This window comes from uncultured Bacillus sp. (genome assembly GCF_958411575.1).
In the GTDB taxonomy this organism is placed as follows: domain Bacteria; phylum Bacillota; class Bacilli; order Bacillales; family Bacillaceae; genus Bacillus; species Bacillus spizizenii.
In genome coordinates this window covers 365,902-384,152 of the sequence record NZ_CATYRA010000001.1, presented here as the reverse complement: position 1 = coordinate 384,152, position 18,251 = coordinate 365,902, and the positions used below count along the sequence as shown (strand labels likewise).

At 46.5% G+C, this 18,251-nt stretch carries 16 protein-coding genes; 7 read left to right on the top strand and 9 right to left on the bottom strand.

Translation table 11 applies throughout. The annotated features are described in order from the left end of the window. Nucleotides 1-16 precede the first annotated feature (16 nt). The 8 genes from albG to sboA form a co-directional block, all read right to left on the bottom strand. Nucleotides 17-718 carry an antilisterial bacteriocin subtilosin biosynthesis protein AlbG gene (gene albG, locus Q5C82_RS01875; RefSeq protein WP_003222015.1) on the bottom strand — a complete coding sequence of 234 codons (702 nt, stop codon included), beginning with the start codon at nt 716-718 and terminating at the stop codon, nt 17-19. After that, a complete protein-coding gene (locus Q5C82_RS01870) occupies nt 715-1,998 on the bottom strand; it encodes a pitrilysin family protein (RefSeq protein ID WP_003222013.1) in 1,284 nt (427 codons plus the stop codon). The genes albG and Q5C82_RS01870 overlap by 4 nt, the downstream gene beginning before the upstream one ends. A 4-nt stretch (nt 1,999-2,002) precedes the next feature. After that, nucleotides 2,003-3,163 (bottom strand): insulinase family protein, encoded by a 1,161-nt coding sequence (locus tag Q5C82_RS01865; protein WP_079996665.1) that lies wholly within the window; start codon nt 3,161-3,163, stop codon nt 2,003-2,005. After that, nucleotides 3,153-4,463, bottom strand: a complete 1,311-nt coding sequence (gene albD / locus Q5C82_RS01860) for an antilisterial bacteriocin subtilosin biosynthesis protein AlbD (RefSeq protein ID WP_003222009.1) — start codon at nt 4,461-4,463, stop codon at nt 3,153-3,155. The genes Q5C82_RS01865 and albD overlap by 11 nt, the downstream gene beginning before the upstream one ends. Beyond that, nucleotides 4,456-5,175 carry an ATP-binding cassette domain-containing protein gene (locus Q5C82_RS01855; protein WP_003222008.1) on the bottom strand — a complete coding sequence of 240 codons (720 nt, stop codon included), beginning with the start codon at nt 5,173-5,175 and terminating at the stop codon, nt 4,456-4,458. The genes albD and Q5C82_RS01855 overlap by 8 nt, the downstream gene beginning before the upstream one ends. After that, nucleotides 5,172-5,333: an antilisterial bacteriocin subtilosin biosynthesis protein AlbB gene (albB, locus tag Q5C82_RS01850; RefSeq protein ID WP_003222006.1), complete on the bottom strand. Its 162-nt coding sequence runs from the start codon at nt 5,331-5,333 to the stop codon at nt 5,172-5,174. Before albB ends, Q5C82_RS01855 begins: the two co-directional genes overlap by 4 nt. Before the next feature lie 12 nt (nt 5,334-5,345). Next, nucleotides 5,346-6,692, bottom strand: a complete 1,347-nt coding sequence (albA, locus tag Q5C82_RS01845; RefSeq protein WP_003222004.1) for a subtilosin maturase AlbA — start codon at nt 6,690-6,692, stop codon at nt 5,346-5,348. 144 nt (nt 6,693-6,836) lie between these two features. Continuing rightward, complete coding sequence (gene sboA / locus Q5C82_RS01840; RefSeq protein ID WP_003222002.1) at nt 6,837-6,968, bottom strand: subtilosin A; 132 nt, start codon at nt 6,966-6,968, stop codon at nt 6,837-6,839. Nucleotides 6,969-7,281: 313 nt separating this feature from the next. On the opposite strand from sboA, the gene Q5C82_RS01835 reads away from it, so the two are divergent. From Q5C82_RS01835 to fnr, 4 genes are all read left to right on the top strand, one after another. Continuing rightward, entirely contained in the window at nt 7,282-7,710 is a 429-nt protein-coding gene (locus Q5C82_RS01835) for a DUF1934 domain-containing protein (protein ID WP_003221995.1), read from the top strand. Further along, complete coding sequence (argS, locus tag Q5C82_RS01830) at nt 7,707-9,377, top strand: arginine--tRNA ligase (protein ID WP_003221993.1); 1,671 nt, start codon at nt 7,707-7,709, stop codon at nt 9,375-9,377. Before Q5C82_RS01835 ends, argS begins: the two co-directional genes overlap by 4 nt. Nucleotides 9,378-9,511: 134 nt before the next feature. Continuing rightward, nucleotides 9,512-10,699: a nitrate transporter NarK gene (gene narK, locus Q5C82_RS01825; RefSeq protein WP_032727278.1), complete on the top strand. Its 1,188-nt coding sequence runs from the start codon at nt 9,512-9,514 to the stop codon at nt 10,697-10,699. Between the two features lie 97 nt (nt 10,700-10,796). Continuing rightward, on the top strand, nt 10,797-11,513 hold the full coding sequence (gene fnr, locus Q5C82_RS01820) for a fumarate/nitrate reduction transcriptional regulator Fnr (protein WP_003221990.1): 717 nt from the start codon (nt 10,797-10,799) through the stop codon (nt 11,511-11,513). A 32-nt stretch (nt 11,514-11,545) separates the two neighbouring features. Here fnr and Q5C82_RS01815 read toward each other — a convergent pair whose 3' ends face one another. Then, entirely contained in the window at nt 11,546-12,265 is a 720-nt protein-coding gene (locus tag Q5C82_RS01815; RefSeq protein WP_032727279.1) for a YwiC-like family protein, read from the bottom strand. Nucleotides 12,266-12,408: 143 nt separating this feature from the next. On the opposite strand from Q5C82_RS01815, the gene arfM reads away from it, so the two are divergent. From arfM to narH, 3 genes are all read left to right on the top strand, one after another. After that, on the top strand, nt 12,409-12,885 hold the full coding sequence (arfM, locus tag Q5C82_RS01810) for a Crp/Fnr family transcriptional regulator ArfM (RefSeq protein WP_003221986.1): 477 nt from the start codon (nt 12,409-12,411) through the stop codon (nt 12,883-12,885). Between the two features lie 217 nt (nt 12,886-13,102). Continuing rightward, nucleotides 13,103-16,789 carry a nitrate reductase subunit alpha gene (locus Q5C82_RS01805; protein ID WP_003221984.1) on the top strand — a complete coding sequence of 1,229 codons (3,687 nt, stop codon included), beginning with the start codon at nt 13,103-13,105 and terminating at the stop codon, nt 16,787-16,789. Next, nucleotides 16,779-18,242 carry a nitrate reductase subunit beta gene (gene narH, locus Q5C82_RS01800; RefSeq protein WP_003221982.1) on the top strand — a complete coding sequence of 488 codons (1,464 nt, stop codon included), beginning with the start codon at nt 16,779-16,781 and terminating at the stop codon, nt 18,240-18,242. Before Q5C82_RS01805 ends, narH begins: the two co-directional genes overlap by 11 nt. Nucleotides 18,243-18,251: the final 9 nt, after the last annotated feature.

Here is an 18,251-nt window from a genome sequence, read left to right as displayed (position 1 = left end):
TTGAGATGTAGCTATTTCATAGGTCTAGAGAAGTGAAGCCGCGATTAGAGAATCGTTTATAAATAAATGATCCGATCTGCTGGATGGCAGCCAGGATGATCAGAAACAGCAGTTCACTTATGGTGAAACTGAGCATCCACCCAATCCCGGCTCCTGTCAGCACGCATGCAAGAATTTTTTTGAACAGGGTGCCATGTTGAAAAAGCTTCAGCAAGTACATTCGCATGTAAAACAATAAATACAAAATCAGTAACAATGCCATTCCCGTTGAAACGATAGGAGGCGTGTGAAGGCGGAAAGGGACGGCTTTAACGATTTCGAACATGCAGCCGAATATGATGACTTGGCATAATACAGCAGCCATCACGTATGTTTGACGGACGTTTTTATACCTGTCACGCAGCGATTTGACCTCTTCTGCATAACGGCTGCATAATCTGTGATGCTGGAAATCACAGCAGCTTTGATGAGACTGTGTGAGTTTCTGAAAAGCTGCTGTCATGTTTTTTACGGATTGGGTGACATAGTGAAGATAGAGAAAAGCAGGCAGCATCAGAACGGCAGCGATACAAGCCAGCAGTCCGAGCCGCAAAGCATCGTTATTGAATATCTGTACATATTGCGCTGCGGCTTCGGCGACGGCTTGAACCCAGCCGAAGGAATAAGCCGCCATACCTAAGAGCAACAACAACACGGTAAAGACAGTGCTTTTGCTCATTGTCCGATCGCCTCTTTCTGAGAAACGTGAATGACCGCTTTTTTAGAAGATGCCAATGCATCAATGAGAGACAAGAAATCTTGGCTATTCATATCGTGAATGATTCGGTACATGTCGAGAAATGTGCAATCGCACCTGTCACACTCGGCCGCCCATTCGAAGCATTTGCGAACATAATCGCTGTCATAAATGATCGCGTCCGTCAAAGAATCCTTGCCGTATTGGAGCCAAGTCTCAATCTGTTGTTTTTGCTGTGTGACATAGTAGGAAGCAACATCAATATAAGCCGAAGAATGCGCCCCTTGACTGTGAAGAATCAAAAAACCGCCATCCTCATACATGTGAGCCTCGGCTGACAAGCAATCGATTTCCAGGCGGTATGTTTGCTGTATCTCTTGAAAAAATGGTGAATCTAATTGAAATAGAATGCGAGATGCGATGTCCCAATAAAGCTTTAATGTCAACAGATTGTTTTGCCCGGGAATTGCGCCAACCTGTAATCCGGTCCATGTGTCTTCAATCCGCTCCTCATTACCCAGCACCATTTTTTGTGAGAGGGCTGGTGGAGGGCATGCGGAGATGATTTTTCTTTCTGCTTTATGATTTGGACGCTTTTCCAGCCGGAGGTGAGGGGGCAAAAGGGCTTCCGTGTCTTCTGAGCCTCCGATCAAAAACAGCGTCATCCGCTGAGGCTGATAGGCGGCATTGTAGGCTTTTTGTAAATCACGGATGTCCAGCGCCTCAATGTCCTCGATTCTGCCTGCGGGGAAGACGGCGGCAGGTGAGGCGGGAGAAAGCATGCTGATCAGCTGATAATGGTAATAGAGCTGATGATTGAGGTGTGCTGTTTGAATTTCGCTTGTAATCACAGCTTTTTCCTGAGTTATCATCTTCTTGTCAAATGAGTGGTTCCATAACGCATCAAGCAGGATGGGGATCGTCTGTCTGAGTCGATCCGGCAATGAGGTAAACATGAAATTGGTATCGGTGTAGGTGGTGAACGCGTTTAAAAGCGCGCCATGCGCAAAAAAATCAGTGTACAGATTGCGGCCATTATGCCAGAAGAGAAGATGCTCTAAAAAATGCGCTGTGCCATACGGGAGAAGCGTGTCGCCTGATTCTGCCTGTAAGCAGACATCCCGGCTTCCAAAATCGATTTTCACATTGCACAGCCGCAAATGGGCGCGGGGGAATTTCAATCTGATTATTTTCATCCCGCTGTCTGTGTATCTAATATCGGTTCGTTCATCCAGCTGTTGAAAAAAGGCTTTCTTCTCCATCTCTTCATCCCCTTACTACATGAGCTCCGATATAATTAATAGTCGTTATGAATTGCAATACATCGCGGCACGTAACCGCTGAGATGCCATCCAGCAAGTCTTCTTTCGTGCAGGAGAAGCGGCGCAGGATTCCCATATAGGCTAAAAGCCCTTCGGGAGAATCGAATTGAAGCAGCATTTCATTGCGGAAAAATTGCTTTGCCTGTTCTAGCTCCCGCTCATCGGCTGAAAAATGTGAGACAGCTTCCAAAACGCGCGGGGGAATCTCTTTCTCGTGAAGCTGATTCGTACATATTGAAACAAGCAGCAAATTGTTCATGATGTCGTATCGGGTGATGACATGATAGACTGCCAGATCCTTTTCGCGGAAGTGCTTGAATAATGCGGAATGTCCGTACTTTCCGAGCAATCCGTCTATCAGCTGGATTTTGATATAATCGCTGGCATCTTTCATCTCCCCGCAGTCAAATCCGAGTGTCAAGACGGAAGGACCTGCTGCGCTGCGTGTCTCTGTTTCAAAAACATGCCGGTTCACGAGGAATCTTCCGGCCGTCACGGCGGATGTTTGCGAGGCATGTCCCGGAATATCACATGCTTGTACATGTCCCAATATGTTCAGCTGTTTATGCTGGGACAATAAATCTACGATGAAATCCGTTGCATTTAGAAACCGTTGTGGATGGATTGCCTGTATCCTGTCTTTTCGGCCAAACATGGCTGTGCCGTACATCGGGTTTCCGAAGGCCTCCTCCGCCAAGCGGGCTGCCGAGTAGGAGAAGGGGTCAGCGAATTTCTTTTCGATTTTCAGCAGCAGTTCATCCTTTGCCTTTTCAACAGCATCGGCTGAAAGAGAAGAAGGGAAGGACATGTCTGCAAATGTCTTCATCAGGGCATCAAGATGAAGATTCTTGTTAAATGATGGGTGAATCAAACGGGTTCCGCAGGTTTTCAGCTGCTGGTCAAAAAAAAGGTTCGCTGAATACATAAAGCGGCAGCCGGCGGCATAACCGAAAGCGTCAATGATTTGCTGCTTCAGATGTGCAGCCGCGCTGTAAAAATAGATTGTTTCTTCTTCAGGCTCCGCCGCGCTTTCGATCGGTTTTAGAAAGCTCGCGGCGATTGAGATTGTTGAAAATTGTTGAGTCTTCAGCAGGTTAACTGCCAATCCGTTCTCTTTTGCTTGTATCAAAGAAACCACCATCCTGTTTTTGCAGGTAATAGACTATGATCAGCGCGGCAATTGGAATCACCGCCAAGGAGACAGCGGTGCCGGCTAATGTGGCTAAGAAAAGGGGAAGACAAAATAAATAAGATCGGTATTTTGAAAATCCGCTCCAGAGCTGCTGCTCTGTCTGCCAGCCGAAGGACGGCCTTTTTTCATCTGCGGTTAACCGGATAAACGCTCCCGCCAGCAGCAATTCCATACACTGCACAAAAGTAAGGGCTGAAATCGGTCGGCCGCTGATGAAGCCCACAATGATAGCGACAAGGAGAAATCCGCCTGCCAATAGGCCTGAATAAAAGCGATATTTCGCCCAAAACATCGTTCTTCTTTTAATTGGAAGCGTGATGAGCAGCATGCGATCGTTTTTTTCAATAGAGTACAAAAGGGCGATCGGCGAGCAAATCAGCAATAGAGCGGAAATCACAATATAAATCACTTGCTGATTGAAGATGCCAGTGTTCATCATCTGGAACGAAAAGAATCCGCTGAACGCCGCCATCACCACGTAATTTAACAGCATCGCTTTAGAAGAAATAAATCGGTTCCATTCTCTTTTGTAAAACGAAAATTCAGATCGCCGCATAAAAAAATGCATCTTGCTCTGATGCGGAGGCGCCTGCAGAAAGACCGGAAAGTCAATGATCACCGCCCATAGCATGTGAACCGCGCATAGCGGGATCGTGACGGCCGGCATAAAAGCGGCACTGAGGCATACAAAGGCGAATACCGCCGCATGCAGCAGAAACATCGAGTTCTTCTTTTTGACGAAATGGTTGCTTAGCATAACTCCGAATAGAATCGAGTAAACGGTAAAAAACGAAAATCTGCCAAGCCAAAACAATGTTTGCGCCCCTGACAGCGTTCCGTTTCCAAATAAGAACAGCGGTAAAATAAAAAAGAATAACGTTCTTCTCAAACAGGTATCGACAAACAGAACGACACTCTGGGCGAGCCAAAAGCTCCGTGATGAAATCGGCAGCAGACAGCTCAGCTTCATATAAGATTCCTTCCATTGTGATGTCACGGAAAGAAACACCATATACGTGTTCATTAAGAGAAGCGCCAATATGATATACGTTTTTCCCAACACCGATTCGTCAATGCCGGCTTGTCGGATCAGCCCGATTTCAAACACGGCGAGAATCACAAGCCCTGCAGCAATGCGGATAGCGTCCTTTTTCCCTTGCCGGCTGTACAGCTGTTTGAACAGCAACGACATGATGGGGAATATGTTATTCATGGCCGATCACCTCAAAAAATTCCCGCCGCAGATCGGTCTCCTCCCCAATCGGAATGACCTTTTGGATCTGTTTGTTGTGCAGAATGGCCGCAAAATCACAAAATCTCTGCACGACATCGAGCAGATGGGAAGAAAACAAAATGGTTCCGCCTTCCTCACAGTACTCCCGCATTTTCTGATAAAAGACCTCTATTGATTCCACATCCAAACCGACGAGCGGCTCATCCAAAATAAACAGGGGAGCCCGCAGCAATAATCCTGTCATCAACACAACCTTTTGCCTGTTCCCCAAGGACAGCTCCGAGATTCTCCTGTTGATGTATTTTGAAAAATGAAAGGCCTCAGCCAAACTGGCAAACTGTCGCTCTGAAAAATCCTTTTGATAAAGCGAATGGACGAAAGACACATAGTCCTTCGCCGTAATTTCTGTAAACAGCAGCGGATAATCAGCGGCGAAGTAACGGTGAATCTTCAGTTGATCTGATGTTTTCTGCGGCATGCCGGCCTCAGCTTCAATGCCGCACAGCGTAAAGCCCCCGCTGTAATTGCGGTTCACTCCTGTCAGCGTATTGATCAGTGTTGTTTTGCCGGCACCGTTTACCCCAAGCAATCCGTAAACGGCGCCTTTTTCTAAGTGTAAGTCCACGTGCTCTAAGATGACGTTGTCCCGTTCATACCAAACGGATACATCGTGTATATCCAAAATGCTCATCGCGAGTCAGCCTTCCGCGCGCGCATCCCGAAAAGAATGGCAATGGCTATGAAAATCAGCGTAAATAGATAATCGCTTTTGACAAAATAGACGACTGCGCCGATGACAAAGATAAATGAAAGGATATACAGTAAAATTCTTCTTTGTGCTGGTGACAAATCGTTTCCCTCCTAAATAAGCTGGACCACGTCTTCTAATTGTTCATTTTTTGCCCAAGAGCAAATGTTTTTTCGGTGATATTTGTTAGAGTTCAGCCCTTTTAAGTAACAGCCTCCGCAATAGCTGCTGAACGGGCATTTGTCTTTCATGCAATGCTCGCTGAACCGCGGCGCCTGCGCTTGCCACAGTTTATGGACGAGAGGGGAGTTAAAGATGCTTTCATATGAATCATGAAAAATATTTCCCAATGAAAATTCCTTTGGAAAGAGCGCACACGGACGTACTTCCCCGAACGGGCTGATCACAATGGACTTCCAGCCAGCGCCGCAATTTGCCGCGCGTTTTCTCTCATAGGGAATAATCGGAATCAGATCTTTAAACTCATCAATGATATTTTGCTCGTACTCCATAAATTTGCGGTGCTGCTCGGCATTTTTTGTGGGGTGGACAATATCTCTGCCTCTTCCGAAATCATCAACCCAATTGTAAGAGAACGCCTTTGCCCCGAGATCCCGAACCTTTTGGGCCATATCGTGGATTTCCCACATGTTTTTTTCGAAAACGGACATGGCGACTCTGACAAATATACCGTGGTCACTCAACAATTTTATCGTTTTACAAGTTTGGGCAAAAGAGCCTTTTCTCCCTCTAAAGGAGTCATGGATCTCGGAATTGACACTATCGAGAGAAATGCCGACGATGATTTTTTGTTTGTAAGCTTTCAGAAGCTCCAGGCTCTCTTTTCGCATGAGTGTTCCGTTCGTTAAGACAGCGACCTTTTTGAACTTTTTACACACATAGTCAAGAATCTCATTGGCGTTCGGATGGACAAAAATTTCTCCGCCCGTGATTTCGCATGTCAATACACCGTTGTCAAACAGCATATCAGCCGTTTTCTTGAATTGCTCAATCGACACGGTGCCGAGCGCTTCCGGCGAACTTTCCAAATAACAGTGGGCGCATTTCAAATTACAGCGGTGCGTCAGCTCAAAGGTGGCGTGCAGCGGCATCGGAAATTCATTGCTTCCGCTCGTGTTGATCGCGTGGCGGGTGGACTGATTTTCAAGCTGGACGACCTGCTTGTTCAGGAGCATGTTGAGCATATCGTAATACCAATCCTTATGGTCTTCCGGTGATTCATCGTACACGGCGCATTGTTCCGCTAAAATCTGTTCAGCCGTTTTTTGCCCATCCATTCGCATGCAGAGCTCGTAAGCCGTTTTGTTAAGATCCAAATACTCAAAGTCAGAAATGGAGACATTATCGCGCAAGTAGTCGATTTCTAACACGCCGCCCTCAGGAAGCTGGTGAACTCTTACACTTTCATTAATAAATGGAAACATCTGCTCTATAAACAAAATACCATCCCCTATACATATGATTCAAATGAAAAACGATTGTGTATGTATAACCAAGAGGTAGATCCAAGAGGTATATTTTAGTTAAAAATTGTAATTTACTAAAAAGGGCATAGCAGAATGACTATGCCCTTTTGGAGAATCTTATCCCCATAGACCGAATAGACCTGTAGCACCGGCAATTTCAAAATCAGGGATAGGACCGTCCACTAGACAAGCGGCTCCGATCGAGCATGTTGCACAACCTTTGTTTTCCACAATGACAGCTTTTTTCATAATTGAATCCTCCCTTTTTTTGTTTTTTTCTAGCAGATCTATGTTGTACTTTTATGATAAAACTATTAAATTACCAATTCAATACGTATATTTTGAAGAAAATGTGAAATGAAAATGATAGATTTCGGAAAAATGTAACATTTCCTAAAGGTAATTAGTGATATCATTTTCTCTTCTATTAAGGAAATGCTTTTTATGAGGTTTATCTTCAAATCTGATGAGCAATGATGGTAAGATAGAAGCAGTTGAAGTTTACAAACGGAATGATTATACTATTCAAGTCAAAGTGGAATGATGAAAAGGACGTGTCAAAATGAAGCAAGAGACACCGATAACACTCCATGTGAAGTCTGTGATCGAGGATGACGGAAACCAGGAAGTCATCGAATTCCGCACCACCGGATTTTACTATGTAAAACAAAATAAAGTGTATCTATCTTATTATGAAGAACACGACTTAGGCAAAGTAAAAACGATTGTGAAAGTAAGCGAAGGCGAAGTCCTGGTCATGAGGTCAGGCGCTGTCAAAATGAATCAGCGTTTCGTAACGGGAGCTGCCACAATTGCTAAATATAAAATGTCATTTGGTGAGCTTGAGCTGAAAACAAGCACAAAATCAATTCAATCTGATCTCGGTGAAGAAAAAGGCCGTATCAGCATCGCATATGACATGCATGTCGGTGACGAGCAGCAGCATTTACATAATATGACGATCACGTATGAGGGAGGAACTCACGCATGAACATTGCGGAACAAATGAAGGACGTGCTGAAAGAAGAAATCAAATCGGCCGTTCTGAAAGCGGGACTGGCTGAAGAAAGCCAGATTCCAAATGTCGTTTTAGAAACACCGAAAGATAAAACACACGGCGATTATTCAACAAATATGGCAATGCAGCTGGCGAGAATCGCAAAAAAAGCGCCGCGCCAAATTGCTGAAGAGCTTGTCTCTCATTTTGATAAAGGAAAGGCTTCGATTGAAAAACTAGATATCGCTGGGCCGGGTTTTATCAATTTTTATATGAACAATCAATATTTAACGAAGCTGATTCCGTCTGTATTAGAAGCAGGGGAAGCATACGGGGAAACGAACATCGGAAACGGTGAACGAGTCCAGGTAGAATTCGTATCAGCGAATCCGACGGGAGACCTTCACCTGGGTCATGCCCGCGGTGCGGCTGTCGGCGATTCTTTGTGCAATGTGCTTTCAAAAGCGGGCTACGATGTGAGCCGCGAATACTACATTAACGATGCCGGAAACCAAATCAACAACCTGGCGCTATCTGTTGAAGTCCGTTACTTTGAAGCGCTCGGCTTGGAAAAACCGATGCCTGAGGATGGCTACCGCGGCGAGGATATCATTGCGATCGGAAAGCGCATCGCTGAGGAATACGGCGACCGTTTCGTCAACGAAGAGGAGAGCGAACGCCTCGCATTTTTCCGTGAATACGGTCTGAAATACGAGCTGGAAAAACTGCGCAAGGACTTGGAAAACTTCCGTGTGCCGTTTGATGTGTGGTATTCCGAAACTTCACTGTACCAAAACGGGAAAATCGACAAGGCGCTTGAAGCGATCCGCGAAAAAGGCCATGTCTATGAAGAAGACGGCGCGACTTGGTTCCGCTCTACGACGTTTGGCGATGATAAAGACCGCGTATTGATCAAGAAGGACGGCACGTATACGTACCTGCTGCCTGATATTGCGTATCATAAGGACAAGCTTGACCGCGGCTTTGATAAGCTGATCAACGTTTGGGGCGCCGATCACCACGGCTACATCCCGCGTATGAAAGCGGCAATTGAAGCACTTGGCTATGAAAAAGGAACGCTTGAAGTAGAAATCATTCAGCTCGTTCACCTTTATAAAAACGGCGAGAAAATGAAAATGAGCAAACGGACGGGTAAGGCGGTAACGATGCGCGACCTGATTGAAGAAGTCGGCTTGGATGCCGTGCGTTACTTCTTTGCGATGCGCAGTGCTGATACGCATATGGATTTTGACTTAGATCTTGCTGTATCAACATCTAACGAAAACCCTGTGTATTATGCACAATACGCACATGCCCGTATTTGCAGCATGCTTCGCCAAGGGGAGGAGCAGGGACTTAAGCCGGCGGTGGATCTTGATTTCAGCCATATTCAATCAGAAAAAGAATATGACCTGCTGAAAACAATCGGCAGCTTCCCAGAGGCAGTGGCGGAAGCAGCGGAAAAACGAATTCCGCACCGTGTCACAAACTATATTTATGATCTGGCTTCTGCTCTGCACAGCTTCTACAATGCAGAGAAAGTCATCGATCCTGAAAATGAAGAGAAAAGCCGCGCGCGCCTGGCTTTAATGAAGGCAACGCAAATTACGCTGAACAATGCGCTTCAGCTGATCGGCGTATCGGCTCCGGAAAAAATGTAATCATGATCAAAGGGCAAAGTCTTCGGACTTTGTCCTTTTTTTATGCGTAAAACGTGTGATGTAATTCACAATCCTGTTTGCTGAGTTTTTGTATGATAAGACTGATTATTGAATCATTGAAAGGGGCAAGCCAAATGATCAACCGTCAACACATTCAATTATCGTTACAGTCATTAAGCTTGGTGGCAGGGTTTATGGTTTGGGTGCTGATTTCATCACTCATTTCCCAAATTACATTAGATATTCATTTAAGCAAAGGCGAGATTTCTTTGGTGACGGCGATTCCCGTTATTCTCGGATCGCTTCTCCGCATTCCTTTAGGGTATTTGACGAACAGGTTTGGCGCGCGGCTGATGTTTATGATCAGCTTCATCCTGCTTTTGTTTCCTGTGTTTTGGATCAGTATCGCGGATTCTCTGTTTGATTTAATCGCGGGCGGCTTTTTCTTAGGAATCGGGGGAGCGGTATTCTCCATTGGGGTGACATCGCTTCCGAAATATTATCCGAAAGAAAAGCACGGTGTCGTCAATGGGATTTATGGGGCTGGGAACATCGGAACCGCCATTACCACATTTGCGGCGCCGGTTATCGCTCAAGCTGCGGGATGGAAAGCAACCGTGCAGATGTATATGGTTCTGCTGGCAGTTTTCGCATTGCTGCACGTATTGTTCGGCGACCGGCATGAGAAGAAAGTGAATGTTTCCGTAAAAACACAAATCAAAGCCGTTTACCGAAATCATATCTTGTGGTTTTTGAGCCTGTTTTATTTTATTACGTTTGGCGCTTTTGTCGCCTTCACCATCTATCTGCCGAACTTTCTGGTGGAGTACTTTGGGCTGAATCCTGCGGACGCCGGTTTACGGACGGCTGGCTTTATTGCCATCTCCACGCTGCTCAGGCCTGTAGGCGGACTTTTGGCTGATAAAGTGAGCCCGCTCCGCATCTTGATGGTCGTTTTTGCGGGACTTACATTATCAGGAATTATCTTATCGTTCTCGCCAACGATCGGCCTTTATACGTTTGGGTCATTAACGGTGGCAGTCTGCTCAGGCATAGGAAACGGGACCGTTTTTAAACTGGTGCCTTTCTATTTTTCAAAGCAAGCGGGGATTGCCAATGGGATTGTGTCTGCCATGGGAGGATTAGGCGGTTTTTTCCCTCCGCTGATATTGGCGAGTGTATTTCAGGCAACAGGCCAATACGCAATCGGTTTTATGGCGCTTTCGGAAGTGGCGTTAGCCAGCTTTGTCCTTGTCATATGGATGTATTGGCAGGAAAGAATGAAAACGCACACGGAGAGAAACAGTCAGAGCGTCAACTAACACTGGGCATTCACAAGATTGTTAGTTTTTTCTGGATGGGTGCAAATCAATTCACGTTACAATAAATACACAACGTGACTTTCTTCGAGGTGAGCTCATGAATTTTCTCTCTGTTCGACCATCTGATAGTGATCTTATTTCCAGCGATCTGCATGAATTGCTGGAATCGATTAGTACGAAAAGAAAAATGGAAAAACACACGTATTTGTTTCGGGAAGGAATGGATGCAGAAGAGCTTTATCTGATTCAATCAGGACTCATTGAAATTGGCAAGCTGACATCTGACGGAAAAGACCTGACACTTAGAATCTGCCAAAAGCATGATATCGTCGGGGAATTAACACTTTTCACTGAAGAACCTAGATATATGCTCAGTGCAAAAGTGCTAGAGGATGGCGAGGTGCTCGTCATTAATAAAAACAAGCTGGAAAAGGAATTAATCCACAACGGTGCTTTGACATTTGAATTTATGAAATGGATGAGTACGCACCTCCGGAAAATCCAGTCCAAAATAAGGGATCTGCTTCTTCACGGCAAAAAGGGGGCGCTCTACTCCACCCTTATCCGCTTATCAAACAGCTACGGTGTGGAACGAAGCGACGGCATACTGATTAACATTGTGCTGACAAATCAAGATTTGGCAAAGTTTTGCGCAGCGGCAAGGGAAAGCGTCAACCGTATGCTGGGGGACCTCCGCAAACAAGGGGTGATTTCGATAGAAGAATCCGGAAAAATTATTTTGCACAAGCGGGACTATTTGCGATGCGAGATCGAGTGTGAAAACTGTCCGCTGGAGATTTGCAATATTGACTAAAAAACCAAGGACCGCCGGCGGTCCTTGGTTTTTTATCTAGTGATAAACATACACATGACGGCAAAAAAGAAGCAGGCATTCACGATTTCCAGAATGCCGATCGTTTTAACGGGCCAGTCTCTTCCGTGAAAAAACCATGCCCGCAAACTGCTTGGGACAAAAGCAAGAAATGCCCATCCTGCTCCGATAAGAAACGCTAGAAAGGGGAGCAGCAGGTGATATCCCCATGACCAGTAAGCAAATGCCTTGTTTTTTCTCTCCCGGATCACCGACTTCACATAAAAGGAACTTCCGATAAAAAATAAAGCAGATTGAGAAAAAATAAACCAAGCCCAGCCGTCAAGGGTTCCCGTCCCCAGCCAGCAGCTCGCAAGCCCGCCTGAACATAAGAACAAGACACCCGCAATATCATTCACTAGCGCCCGTTCGTTTTTTCGGCGGGCATAATACATATGAATGAGGAACAGCGGCAATAAAGAAACGCCAACCATGATGAGCGGCGGCTTATGAAAGACAGGAATAATCAAAAAGCAGCAGGCCAGAACACCGTAATAATATATCCACTTTTGATAGGATTTGATCTGCTTCTTTTTCAAAGCAAGCGTGATGGGATAAACCGCCAAGTAAAGGAAAAGCCAGCCTAGGAAGAGCGGAATATGCCAGAAAACGGGGCCTCCCTTGATCATCCCGAGTAAAAATGGAATCAGCAGCATTGCCCATGCGCCGTGCTGCTTCGGAATCAGCGCCTTTATCGAAATCCTCCTTTTTTATTTCATTATAAATGCAGTCATCCTCCCGATAAGTGACATTCATCATACAGGCTGTGAAATACATCACTGCTGTACAGGCTCAATCGAGCTACACTAAAGCTATCCTTAGCACAGGAGGCTTTCCTATGAATCAGTGTGACTATTTATTATTTCTGAAACAACTTCCTATGTTTAATGAAGTGCCTCTATCCATTGTCGAAACCTTGCTGAAAAACGGGACGTTTATCCGCGGCTCATCTGATCAGTCTCCATCCTTTCTTCATTCTCAATCCGTTTATATTGTATTAAAAGGCAGTGTCCGTTTTATGGACAGCAGGCTCCCTGAAGGATCGAAAACCGTTGCGCTGTGGGAAAAAGGCGATGTGTTTCCGATTGATGAAAAAGGCGGGCTGTATTTATCGCCTTTTATCTCAGTCAATGCCACTTCAGACATTCTGATTCTCAATATCCCTTACTACACATTTAATAAAATGATGTCTTACAATCCGCAGCTGCAAATGAATTTTTTGGCCATGCTTCAGCAAAATGTCTTTTGGTCCTATCAATTATTTTTGCGTTATCTGCACACATCACAGGATGAAAATGCCGAGCCCGGTTCTTAAAGAGAACCGGTTTTTTTGATCTTTCAATGAAAGATGAATAATGACTCAGGCGTCCTGCCTGAACGCCGCCTTCATCACATCCTGTGAAAGCCCTTCCTTCTCCTTTGTGTGAACATTTTGTGAAAAAAGTAAAGTGTGTGACATAGTTCACAAGGAAACACGCTGTCTCTGTTTATAGTGAACTTAGCATCACCTGACTCGGAAGGAGTGAACTTTCATGAAGAAAAAGAAAATGAGTCCGTTGTTTAGGAGATTGAACTATTTCTCTCCTATCGAACACCATTCAAATAAACATAGCCAAACCACCCGCGAAGATCGCGATTGGGAGAATGTATACAGAAACAGATGGCAGTACGACAAAGTCGTTCGCTCCACCCACGGCGTCAACTGCACGGGGTCCTGCAGCTGGAATATTTATGTGAAAAACGGAATTGTCACGTGGGAAGGACAAAACTTGAATTATCCATCAACAGGCCCGGATATGCCTGATTTCGAACCGAGGGGCTGTCCGCGGGGGGCAAGTTTTTCATGGTACATCTACAGCCCGCTCCGTGTGAAATATCCATACGTGCGCGGTGTGCTGATCAATTTGTGGCGGGAAGCACTGCAGGCCCATCAAAATCCATTGGATGCTTGGAAATCGATCGTTGAAAATCCTGAAAAAGCAAAGTCCTATAAACAGGCGAGAGGGAAAGGCGGTTTTGTGCGCGCTGAATGGCCGGAGGTGCTGAAGCTGATTTCAGCCTCTCTGCTCTATACAGTTATGAAATACGGGCCTGACCGGAACGTCGGCTTTTCCCCGATTCCGGCCATGTCCATGATCAGCCACGCGTCAGGCTCCCGGTTTATGTCATTAATCGGCGGCCCTATGCTCAGTTTTTATGACTGGTATGCGGATCTTCCTCCGGCGTCCCCGCAAATTTGGGGTGACCAGACAGACGTTCCGGAAAGCAGTGATTGGTACAATTCAGGCTATATCATCACATGGGGCTCCAACGTTCCGTTAACGAGAACACCTGACGCACATTTTTTGGCGGAGGCCCGCTATAAAGGCGCTAAAGTCATTTCGATCAGTCCGGATTTTGCGGAATCCTCAAAGTTCGCGGATGACTGGCTGAGTATCCGCCAAGGGACTGACGGGGCGCTTGCGATGGCGATGGGCCACGTCATTTTGCAGGAATTTTACGTGAACCAAGAGACGGAACGTTTCATTGAGTACGCAAAGCAATACACGGATTTTCCGTTCTTCGTCACCCTGTCAAAAGAAAATGGCGTATACACAGCGGGGCGTTTTCTGCATGCGAAAGACATCGGGCGGCAGACAAAGCATGATCAGTGGAAGCCTGCGGTCTGGAATGAACAGACAAGCGCATTTGCCATACCGCAAGGGACAATGGGCTCCCGCTGGGACGGACAGCAGAAATGGAACCTGCACATGATCGATGAAGAAACCGGAGACCCAATTGAACCCCGTCTCTCTTTGCTGGGAATAGAGGATGAAATCGGCACGGTGCGCATCCCGTATTTTTCAAATGACGGAAACAAAGTGCTTGAGCGGGATCTTCCTATAAAAAAACTGAACCTGAACGGTGAAGAGGTTTGTGTCACGACCGTGTTTGACTTGATACTGGCCAACTACGGCGTGAACCGGGGCTTCGGCGAACAATCAGCTGTCTCTTATGATGATCCTGAGCCGTTCACGCCTGCCTGGCAGGAACAGATGACAGGAATCAAAAAAGAAGCCGTCATTAAGATAGCCAGAGAGTTTGCCCAAAATGCGATCGATACAGACGGCCGATCCATGATTATCGTAGGGGCGGGGATTAACCACTGGTTCCACTCTGACACGATCTACCGGGCAGTGTTAAATCTCGTATTACTGGTAGGCGCCCAAGGCGTAAACGGCGGAGGCTGGGCCCATTATGTGGGGCAGGAAAAGCTCCGTCCTGCTGAAGGGTGGCAGACGATTGCAAATGCAAAGGATTGGGAGGGCGTGCCCAAGCTGCAAAACGGCACCTCATTTTTCTACTTTGCGACAGATCAGTGGCGTTACGAGGACCAGCCGATCAGTGACTTGGCATCACCGATCGCTGCGTCATCCCGCTACAAGCATCACGCCGATTACAATGTGCTGGCGGCGCGATTAGGGTGGCTGCCGTCTTACCCGACGTTCAATCAAAATGGCATTGATCTGTACAAAGAAGCTGAAAAAGCGGGTGCAACAACACCTGAAGACATTGGTGCGTACGTGGCCTCACAGCTTCAAGAGAAAAAGCTGAAATTTGCAATTGAAGATCCTGACAATGAAGTGAATTTCCCAAGAAATCTCTTTGTATGGCGGGCAAATTTGATTTCCAGCTCAGGAAAAGGGCATGAATATTTTCTAAAGCATTTGCTGGGGACGACAAACGGTTTGATGAATGACGACAGCGACAGCATCCGCCCTGAAGAAATCAAATGGAGGGAGCAGGCACCGGAAGGAAAGCTCGACTTGTTAATCAATCTCGATTTTCGAATGGCCGGTACGGCGCTTTATTCCGATATCGTGCTGCCGGCGGCGACATGGTATGAAAAACACGATCTCAGCAGCACGGATATGCACCCGTTCATTCATCCTTTCGCTCCGGCGATCTCGGCTCCGTGGGAATCAAAGTCAGACTGGGATATTTTCAAAGCACTGTCAAAAGCCGTTTCTGATCTGGCAGAAGAAGTCGATATGGAGCCGGTGAAAGAAGTTGTAGCGACACCGCTTCTCCACGACACCATGCAGGAATTGGCACAGCCATTCGGCAAAATCAATGACTGGAACAAGGGCGAATGCGAAGCCATTCCGGGAAAAACGATGCCGAACATCCAAGTCGTTGAACGGGATTACAAGCGCATTTTTCATAAAATGACCGCGCTCGGGCCTCATGCCGGTTTAAAACCGAGCGGAACAAAAGGGATGAGCTGGTCGATAGCCGATGAATATGAATCACTCAAAAAAAGATTGGGAGAAATCACCTCGGATAGCGTTGCAAAGGGATGCCCCAATATAAGTGAAGCAAAGCAGGCGGCAGAAGCGATTTTAACCCTATCGTCCACTTCAAATGGAAAAGTCGCCGTGAAAGCATGGGAATCACTTGAAAACATCACAAACCTGAAGCTGAAAGACCTGGCGGAAGAACGGGAAGAAGAATGCTTTACGTTCGAACAAATTACAGCCCAGCCGAAAACGGTCATTACCTCTCCGGCATTTACCGGCTCAGAAAAAGGGGGACGCAGGTATTCCCCGTTTACGACGAACGTAGAAAAATTAATCCCGTGGCGAACACTGACCGGCAGACAATCTTATTATGTCGATCATGAACTGATGATGGAATTCGGTGAAACGATGGCGACATTTAAACCGATCCTTCAGCATCGTCCGTTTCTGAGCAAGCGGCCTGATCAAGAGGGCAAAGAAATCGTCCTCAATTATTTGACGCCGCATAATAAATGGTCTGTCCACAGCATGTATTTTGATTCTTTGCCGATGCTTACGCTATTCCGCGGAGGGCCGACCGTGTGGATGAATAAAGATGATGCAGAGGACACGGATATCAAAGACAACGATTGGATTGAATGTTTTAACCGAAATGGTGTTGTCGTCGCGAGAGCAGTTTTGTCTCACCGGATTCCTAAAGGTATGGCGTTTATGCATCATGCCCAGGACCGCCACATCAACGTGCCAGGCACAAAACTGACGAATAACCGCGGAGGCACCCATAACAGCCCGACAAGGATACACGTCAAGCCGACACAGATGATTGGGGGCTATGCCCAGCTCAGCTACGGCTTTAACTATTACGGTCCAACAGGGAATCAGCGCGACCTGAACGTCGTCATCCGCAAGCTGAAGGAGGTCGATTGGCTTGAAGATTAAAGCGCAAATCGGTATGGTCATGAACTTGGATAAATGCATCGGCTGCCACACGTGCAGCGTCACCTGCAAAAACACGTGGACAAACCGTTCCGGTGCGGAATATATGTACTTTAATAATGTAGAAACAAAGCCGGGAATCGGCTACCCGAAGCAATGGGAGGACCAGAACAAATATAAAGGCGGCTGGGGATTGAAAAAAGGAAAACTCGAGCTGAAATCAGGCCCGAAAACAAATCGGCTTGCTGGCCTTTTCTATAACCCGAACCAGCCGTCGATTGATGATTACTATGAACCTTGGAACTATGATTATGAAACATTAACAAACAGCCCGCAGAAAAAACATCAGCCAGTGGCGCGCCCAAAATCGTCGCTGACTGGGGATTTCATGAATATCGAATGGGGCCCGAACTGGGAGGATGATCTCGCAGGCGGCCACATTACGGGGCTTGAGGATCCAAACGTGCAAAAGATGGAGGAATCAATCAAAACAGAATTTGATGAGGTTTTTATGATGTATCTGCCGCGTATTTGTGAGCACTGCATCAACCCGGCGTGCGTTTCCTCTTGTCCGTCCGGCGCCATGTACAAACGCGAGGAAGACGGCATTGTGCTTGTGGACCAAAACGCATGCCGGTCATGGAGATATTGTGTCTCATCCTGCCCTTATAAAAAAGTCTATTTTAACTGGCAAACGAACAAAGCGGAAAAATGCACCCTCTGCTTTCCGCGCTTGGAGGCGGGACTGCCGACCATCTGCTCCGAGACGTGTGTAGGCAGAATCCGCTATCTCGGCGTCATGTTGTACGACGCGGACAAAGTGGAGGAAGCGGCATCTGTTGAAAATGAAAAGGATCTCTACCATTCCCAATTGGCCGTTTTTCTTGATCCGAATGACCCTGAGGTTGCCAAACTGGCAAAAGAACAAGGCATCCCGGCTGAATGGATAGAGGCTGCGCAGCAATCGCCGATCTATAAAATGATCATTGACTGGAAGATTGCGCTGCCGCTTCATCCTGAGTACCGTACGCTGCCGATGGTTTGGTACATTCCGCCGCTGAGCCCGATTATGAATCTCTTTGAAGGAAAAGGCAGCCAGCAATCTGCGGAAGATATTTTTCCGGCTATCGACCAAATGAGAATTCCAATTGACTATTTGGCGCAGCTATTAACGGCCGGTGATACGGATCATATTCGGTCAACGTTAAAGAAAATGTCTGTCATGCGTCAGTATATGAGAGCTGTCCAGACGAATAAATCTATCGACCCGGCACTGATCTCCAGTGTCGGCTTAACAGAACAGCAAATTAAAGACATGTATCGGCTGCTTGCAATCGCCAAATATGATGACCGCTTTGTGATTCCAAGCAGCCACCGAGAAGAAGTGTCTGATTTATACGCTGAACAAGGGAGCTGCGGCTTATCATTTTCAGGCGGTCCCGGCTCTTGTTTTTAACTTTTGATA